General features: G+C 63.6%; 6 protein-coding genes and 1 pseudogene. 3 read left to right on the forward strand and 4 right to left on the reverse strand.

Features of this window, described 5'->3' with window-relative positions; translation table 11 throughout:
• Nucleotides 1–133: 133 nt before the first annotated feature.
• A pseudogene (locus OEZ60_RS19890) lies at nt 134–469 on the forward strand (integrase core domain-containing protein); the annotation flags it as partial.
• 95 nt (nt 470–564) lie between these two features.
• On the opposite strand, the gene OEZ60_RS19895 reads toward OEZ60_RS19890, so the two are convergent.
• The 4 genes from OEZ60_RS19895 to OEZ60_RS19910 form a co-directional block, all read right to left on the reverse strand.
• Nucleotides 565–2196 carry an ABC transporter substrate-binding protein gene (locus OEZ60_RS19895; RefSeq protein WP_263340104.1) on the reverse strand — a complete coding sequence of 544 codons (1632 nt, stop codon included), beginning with the start codon at nt 2194–2196 and terminating at the stop codon, nt 565–567.
• A 31-nt stretch (nt 2197–2227) separates the two neighbouring features.
• A complete protein-coding gene (locus tag OEZ60_RS19900) occupies nt 2228–3649 on the reverse strand; it encodes an aldehyde dehydrogenase family protein (protein ID WP_263340106.1) in 1422 nt (473 codons plus the stop codon).
• Nucleotides 3649–4242 carry an HD domain-containing protein gene (locus OEZ60_RS19905; protein WP_263340109.1) on the reverse strand — a complete coding sequence of 198 codons (594 nt, stop codon included), beginning with the start codon at nt 4240–4242 and terminating at the stop codon, nt 3649–3651. Before OEZ60_RS19905 ends, OEZ60_RS19900 begins: the two co-directional genes overlap by 1 nt.
• Nucleotides 4243–4312: 70 nt before the next feature.
• On the reverse strand, nt 4313–5404 hold the full coding sequence (locus tag OEZ60_RS19910; protein ID WP_317852852.1) for an NAD(P)-dependent oxidoreductase: 1092 nt from the start codon (nt 5402–5404) through the stop codon (nt 4313–4315).
• Between OEZ60_RS19910 and OEZ60_RS19915 the strand changes: the two genes are divergently transcribed.
• Nucleotides 5388–6320 carry a LysR substrate-binding domain-containing protein gene (locus OEZ60_RS19915; protein WP_263340112.1) on the forward strand — a complete coding sequence of 311 codons (933 nt, stop codon included), beginning with the start codon at nt 5388–5390 and terminating at the stop codon, nt 6318–6320. The genes OEZ60_RS19910 and OEZ60_RS19915 overlap by 17 nt on opposite strands.
• A gap of 61 nt (nt 6321–6381) precedes the next feature.
• On the forward strand, nt 6382–6562 hold a 181-nt coding region (locus tag OEZ60_RS19920; RefSeq protein ID WP_263340115.1), incomplete at its 3' end, for a hypothetical protein.

Consider the following 6562-nt stretch of genomic DNA (forward strand, 5'->3'; position numbering starts at 1 on the left):
GAACTGGGTTGTGCCGAGGTTCGGCTTTACTGCTTGCGCGGTGGAGTTTTCGCTTGCTGCGAAATCCTGTCTCACTGAGAAACCGCCCGCCGCTCCGCGGGTGCCGCGAAACTGGGTTCCAGACTTCGGTAACGACGTCGAGCACAGGCTCACCAGGATCAATCACCCCTGGACCAACGGCCAGGTCGAGCGCATGAACCGCACGATCAAGGACGCAACCGTCAAGCGCTTCCATTTTGACGGGCACGATCAGTTGCGGACGCATCTCGCAGACTTCATGGCAGCATACAACTTCGCCCGAAGACTGAAGACCCTCAGCGGCCTGACGCCCTATGAATACATCTGCAAGATCTGGGCATCAGAACCCGAAAGATTCATCGTCGACCCGATCCACCAGATGCCGGGGACTGAACACCTGTTCCACGCCGATCAACTGGCAGGGCGGGATGAAGCCGCCATTCGCTTGTGACGGCACTCGCGAAAACACGAGTGCCAACGAAATAAAGCCGCCCGGAGGACGTGCGCGCCGCAAAAACTTGAAAGGGCGCGCACGGCTTTTCTGGGTCAGGCTTCGTCCAGCCACACGTTGTCGAGGCGCACCTCGAATTGCTGATGTCTTTCGTAACCCATCAACTGCGGGACATGGTGCAGGTTTTGGCTCTGCCAGAATGGCTGAATGATGACCCCGGCTTCCCGCAGGATCTGCTGCATCTCCGCCATCAGCGGACGCCGTTTTTCGGCATCGGCGATGCCCAGGGCTTGTTCGAGTTTCGCGTCGAAATCCGGGTCGGAGAATCCCGATTCATTCCACGGTTCTCCGGATTTGTAGGCTAGGCCATAGACCTGCACGCCCAGCGGACGGGCGCCCCAGTTGGTCGTCGAGAACGGGTACTTCGTCCAGTCGTTCCAGAATGTCGCGCCGGGAATGATCGTGCGTTTGATGTTGAAGCCGGCGTCCCGGAGCTGCGCGCCGATTGCGTCGCTTGTGGTCTGGCGCCAGTCGCCGTCCAGCGAGATCAGTTCGAGTTCGGTCTCTGCATGACCCGCCGCTATCAGCATCTCCCGCGCCTTTACCGGATCGTATTCGGGTGCGCCGATATCCGCATATTCGGGATGGAACGGGGCGCAGTGGTGGTTCTCCGCGACGACACCGGCGCTGTTTACGCCGAGTTCGAGCACGACGCTGTTGTCCACCGCCATCTGCACGGCGCGGCGGACGTCCGGATTGTCATAAGGCGCACTGTCTGAACGCATCCGGGCGACAATGGTACCGGCCGTCGGCTTTTCCTTTCGCACCAGGCCCAACGCGTCGAGAACCTCGATGATGTCGCCGGACGTCTCGTCGTTGACGTGGATCTCACCGGCCTCGAATGCTGATACGATGGCCATCGGCTCCGTGCCGAAATCGATGAATTCGACGCCGTCGAGATGAGTCTGCCCGCCCCACCAGCCGCTCTCACGGCGCTTTAGTACGGCCTTGACCCCAACCTCGTGCGATACCAGTTCGAAAGGCCCGGTCCCGATCGGAGTGTCCACGATGCTGTTTTGGAAACTCGGGTGAATCAGCAGTGCCGGGTGATCCGCCATTGCCGCGATCAAGGTGATGTCGGGGCGCGGCAGGTTCAGGCGAACAGTGTGGTCGTCGATCTTCTCGATACCACCTGCCCGCGCCTTCTGCGTTTCTTCATCGACAAGCGCAGCAAAGCGCGACGCCATCGAATTGCCCTCGACCGTCTTGTCGCACCAACGTTCGATATTGAAGACAACGTCATCGGCCGTGAAGGCGTCACCGTTGTTCCAGAGCGCGTCCGTCCTCAGATGCAGCGTGTAGGTTTTTGCGTCGTCACTGACGTCCCAGCTGTCCAGAAGAACGCCGCTGAAACTGTAGTCCAACTCCCAGCGCACCAGCGGTTCAAGGAACTGCCGGCTGACATTGTTGGCCTGATCCCAGTCCTGCAGACGCGGCTCCGTCAACGCCAGAACACGCATTCCGATCCTGACAACACCGCCCTTTTGCGGTATGCTGGATTGTGCGTGAACGGGGGCTTTCAGTCCCAGCAGCCCATAGGCCGCCGCGGCACTGGCCCCGAACGTACTGGCGGTCGCGATGAATTCCCGCCGGGACATCGCATCCCTGCGCGCCGATCGTGCGAGGTTCTCGACGAGGGGCCGGACTAAATCCTCACGTGCGGTCATTGTTTCCTCCCTAATGGCCGTTGAGTTCTCGTCATCCGAAATGGAGCGTCTTGACTTCCTGGTAGTCCTCGATCCCCATCAGGCCGCCTTCGCGACCGTTGCCGGATTGCTTGTAGCCGCCGAACGGCGAGCCGTAGTTGAAGGCGCCGCCATTGATATGGATAGCGCCCGCGCGCAAGCGCGCGGCCACCCGCTCGGCGCGCGCGAGGTTGCCGGTCTGGACATAGGCGGCGAGTCCGTAGGGCGTGTCGTTGGCGAGGCGGACGGCCTCGTCCTCGGCGTCGAAAGGGATGATCACGAGAACCGGCCCGAAGATCTCCTGGCGCGCAATCGCCATATCGTTGCGGACATCGGCGAAGACCGTCGGCTTCACGAACCATCCCCGATCGAAGCCCTCCGGCCGGCCCAGACCGCCGGCCAGAAGCGTGGCGCCCTCCTCGATGCCGGTGCGGATCATCGCCTGCACACGCTCGAACTGAGTGCGATCGAAGAGCGGGCCGATTTGGTCGCCCTCGCGCGCCGGATCGCCGACCGAGAGACCCTCGGCCGCGGATTTCGCGATCTTCAGCGCCTCAGTATAGCAGCGCCGCTCAACCAGCATGCGCGTCGGCGCATCGCAACTCTGCCCGGTATTGAACATGCATTCGCGCACCGAGGCCGTGACCCGCTCTTTCAGGTCGCAGTCGGCGAAAACGAGGTTCGGGGATTTGCCGCCGAGTTCCAGGGTCACGCGCTTGACCGTCTCTGCGGCGTCGCGCGCCACTGCCACGCCTGCGCGGGTGGAGCCGGTGAACGAGATCATGTCGACGTCCGGATGGCGCGACAACGCGGCCCCGACGGTCGGGCCATCGCCGTGGACAAGGTTAAAGACCCCGGCCGGAAACCCGGCGTCGTGGATCATCTGTGCGTAGACCGCGGCCGAAAGCGGCGTGTGCTCGGAGGGTTTCAGCACGCAGGTGCAACCCGCCGCCAGAGCGGGCAGAACCTTAAGCGCGATCTGGTTGATCGGCCAGTTCCACGGCGTGATCAGCCCGCAGACCCCGATCGGCTCGCGCACGAGCACGTCTCCGTTCGGCAGGCTCACGCGCGCCTCCTGCGCCCTGAGCGCGTCAAGAACCGCACCGAGATGGCCGACCGCGGCTTCGGCCTGCGCGGCGCGGGACATTGTGATGGGCGCGCCCATCTCGGCGGTCATCGCCTGAGCCAGCTCCTCGCGGCGCTCCTCGCTCAGCGCCAGAAGCCGTTCGAGCAGCGAGATACGTTCGTCGCGGCCGGTTCGGGAGAAGCCCTCGAATGCCCGGCGCGCCGCGGCAACCGCGGCGTCGACATCATCTGCCCCGCCCAGAGCTACCGTGCCGATCCGGGCTTCGGTCGCGGGGTTGAGGACGGGGAAGTCCCGGGCAGAGCGGGGTTCGACCCACTCCCCGCCGATATAGTAGCGGCCAAGTTCCATCAGGCCACGTCTTCGCGTTTTTCGTCGAGCTCCATGTGGCCCCAGCCCTTGCTCAGGACGCGGCGCAGCATCGGCTCGAAGAATTCAAGCGGCTTGGTCGGGTAGTCGGGGTCAAAGGCGCACTGATCGTAGGTGTGGCAGAAATAGATCGCGTCCTCGTACCAGCGCGAGCCCTTGTATTTCTCGCGGGCATTGCGGTCGCCACCGAGGAAGTGGTTGTAGTAGTAGCCTTGGAAGACGCAGTGATGCTTGAGGATCCAGTAGGTCCGCTCGCTGACATAGGGTTTCATCATCGCCGCGGCGAGCTCGCCGTGGTTGTAGGGCGACAGGATGTCGCCGACGTCATGCACGAGCGCGGCGATGACGATTTCCTCGTCGGCCTTGTCATCGTACGCTCGTGTCGCGGCTTGCAGGCTGTGCTGGTAGCGGTTCAGCGGATAGGGTGTCCATTCTTCGTCGAGCGACCGGATCGCGGCGAGGATCCGGTCCGGAAGAGCGGCGTTATACGCCTCCTCGTAGTCCATCACGGCCAGAAAATCTTTCTTGGTCGCGTTCTCGAAGCTGGTCCAGCGGGGCTTGTGCGATTTATCCATGGCCTTGTCTCTCCTTGAAAAAGCGCGCGCGCCGGGGAGGGGGAGCGTTCCCCCGGCGCGCGCTTCGCCGCTACTCGTAGCCGCGACGGTGTTCAACGACGACTTCGGCGCCCTTGCCTTCGGGTTCGTGGTCGACGAGGTATTCCGGGAAGCCGGGAGCGCGAAGGTCCATGCCGCAATCGTCCTCCAGCCGCTTGACGACCTGGCTCGACCAGACCCGCGGGCCGTAGCGTTTGAGACCGTCATTCATCGCCGCGACGCAGACCGGCGACAGCTCGAGCGGCACGCCGAACGACTTGCCGAGATCGTCGAAGAGGGTGACGTCCTTCACCTCGTGATCCATGGTGAAGTTGATGTTGTAGCTGCCGTTTAGGATCAGCTGGCCCTCGGTCTCATGCACGAAGCTGTTGCCCGAGCTCACGCGGATCGCGTGATAGGCGACGGCGAGATCGACGCCGGCCTTCCTCGCGACCATGAAGGCCTCGCCGGTGGACAGAAGCTGGACGCCGGCGAGGTAGTTGGTGATCACCTTGAGGACCGAGGCCGAGCCGAGCTTGCCGGTATGGACGACCTGGCGGCCCATCGTGGTCAGGAGCGGCAGGACCTTCTCGAAGGCCTCGCGCCTGCCGCCTGCGAAGATCGCAATATTGCCGGTCGAGGCGCGATGGCAACCGCCCGACACCGGGCTGTCCATGGCGATGCCGCCCCGCGCCTCGACCTGCGCACCGAGGCGCTGGACGTCCGCCGCTTCGGTCGTCGACATCTCGAGCCAGATCTTGCCCGGGGTGATGCCATCGAGCACGCCGTCCTTTTCCTCAAGCACCTGGGCCGAGACCTTCGGCGAGGGCAGGCAAGTGACGATCACGTCGCAGGCCTCGGCCAGCGCCCGCCCACTCTCGGCCCAGCGGGCGCCCCCTTCCAGCAGCGATTTCGCCGCAGCCTCATCGGTGTCGCGCACCATGACGTCGAAGCCGTTGCGGATCAGACTTCCGGCGAGCTTGGCGCCGACATTGCCCAGACCGATGAACCCCACGCGCATCCCAGTATCCTTCCGTCCTGATTGGTTCTGCTTGACGATGCGACGCAGACATGACTTCGTCAAAAGAACTCTTTGCGCCCTAAGACCCACGAAAGTTGGAGGCTGGATGCCCCGGAATCCCACCGCACTGCCGCCGTTGCCGGCGCTTCAGGCCTTCGAGGCCGCCGCGCGCCACGAGAGCTTCATGGCCGCTGCGCAAGAACTGAACATCTCCCAATCCGCCGTGAGCCATCGCGTCCGGGCACTCGAACGCCATCTCGGCTACGCGCTATTCGAGCGGCTGCCGCGCGGGCTCAGGCTGACCGAGAACGGCAAGGCCTACCTCCCGTCTGTCCGCAGTGCCTTTGCCGAGATCCTCGGGGCGACGACGAGCATCTTCGGCCTCAACCGCGCCAGCCGGCTCACGATCCGCGCGCCGCTCACCTATTCCGCTCTCTGGCTTGCCGAGATCGTGAGCCGTTTCTCTGCCGCCCATCCCCGGATCGAGATCCGGATGCACAGTTCGGTCTGGGCCGAGAACCTCGCGCTCGACGACACCGACGTCGAGATCCGCCTTGGATACGGGCATTGGGCGGGTTACCGGGCGGAACTGCTGTTCACCGACCCGCTGGTTCCACTCTGCTCACCGCGAACGCTCGAGGCCGAGGGAAAGTCGCTAGACGTGGCCGACCTCGCGTCCCGGCCGCTCGTCCACATTGTCGGGCTCGAGGATCAGTGGCACGACTTCTTCGCAGCCCATGCGCCCGACACGGTGATGCCGAAGCCGAAATCGCATATCCACACCGACAGCTCCGTCGCCGCGGCCACGATCGCTGCGAACGGCCCGCATTTCTGTCTCCTGGCCGAGACCTTCGCCGAGCATTTCGAGCGATCCGGCAGCCTCGTGCGGGCGACGGACCAAACCATCGCGTCGAAACAGGGCGTGTATCTGCTGACGGCGGAAAGAACCGGTCCACTGCTTCCCGAGGTCGAGGGCCTAAAGAGGTGGCTCAGGGAGCGGGCGAGAGAGCAAAGCATCTGCCGCCACGTTTCTCGGTGACGGTCCGGACCGTTCTCTAATCGCGGAGGTCAAGGGCTGATTTTCGTGCGCTCCTTGATGCGTGCCGGACTCTACGATTCTTTCCGCGATCACCGTGTGGGGTCGCATGTTTGCAGGCTGTGATGATGTGACCGCCCCCGACGGCATCAACGTGCCAAGGTGGGTCTGCAACGATCCACAAAGGAGAGCGGTCATGTCGGAGATTATCACGGTCGGACTCGATCTGGCGAAGAATGTGTTCC

The organism is Albidovulum salinarum, assembly GCF_025673475.1.
Taxonomy (GTDB): Bacteria; Pseudomonadota; Alphaproteobacteria; order Rhodobacterales; family Rhodobacteraceae; genus Albidovulum; species Albidovulum salinarum.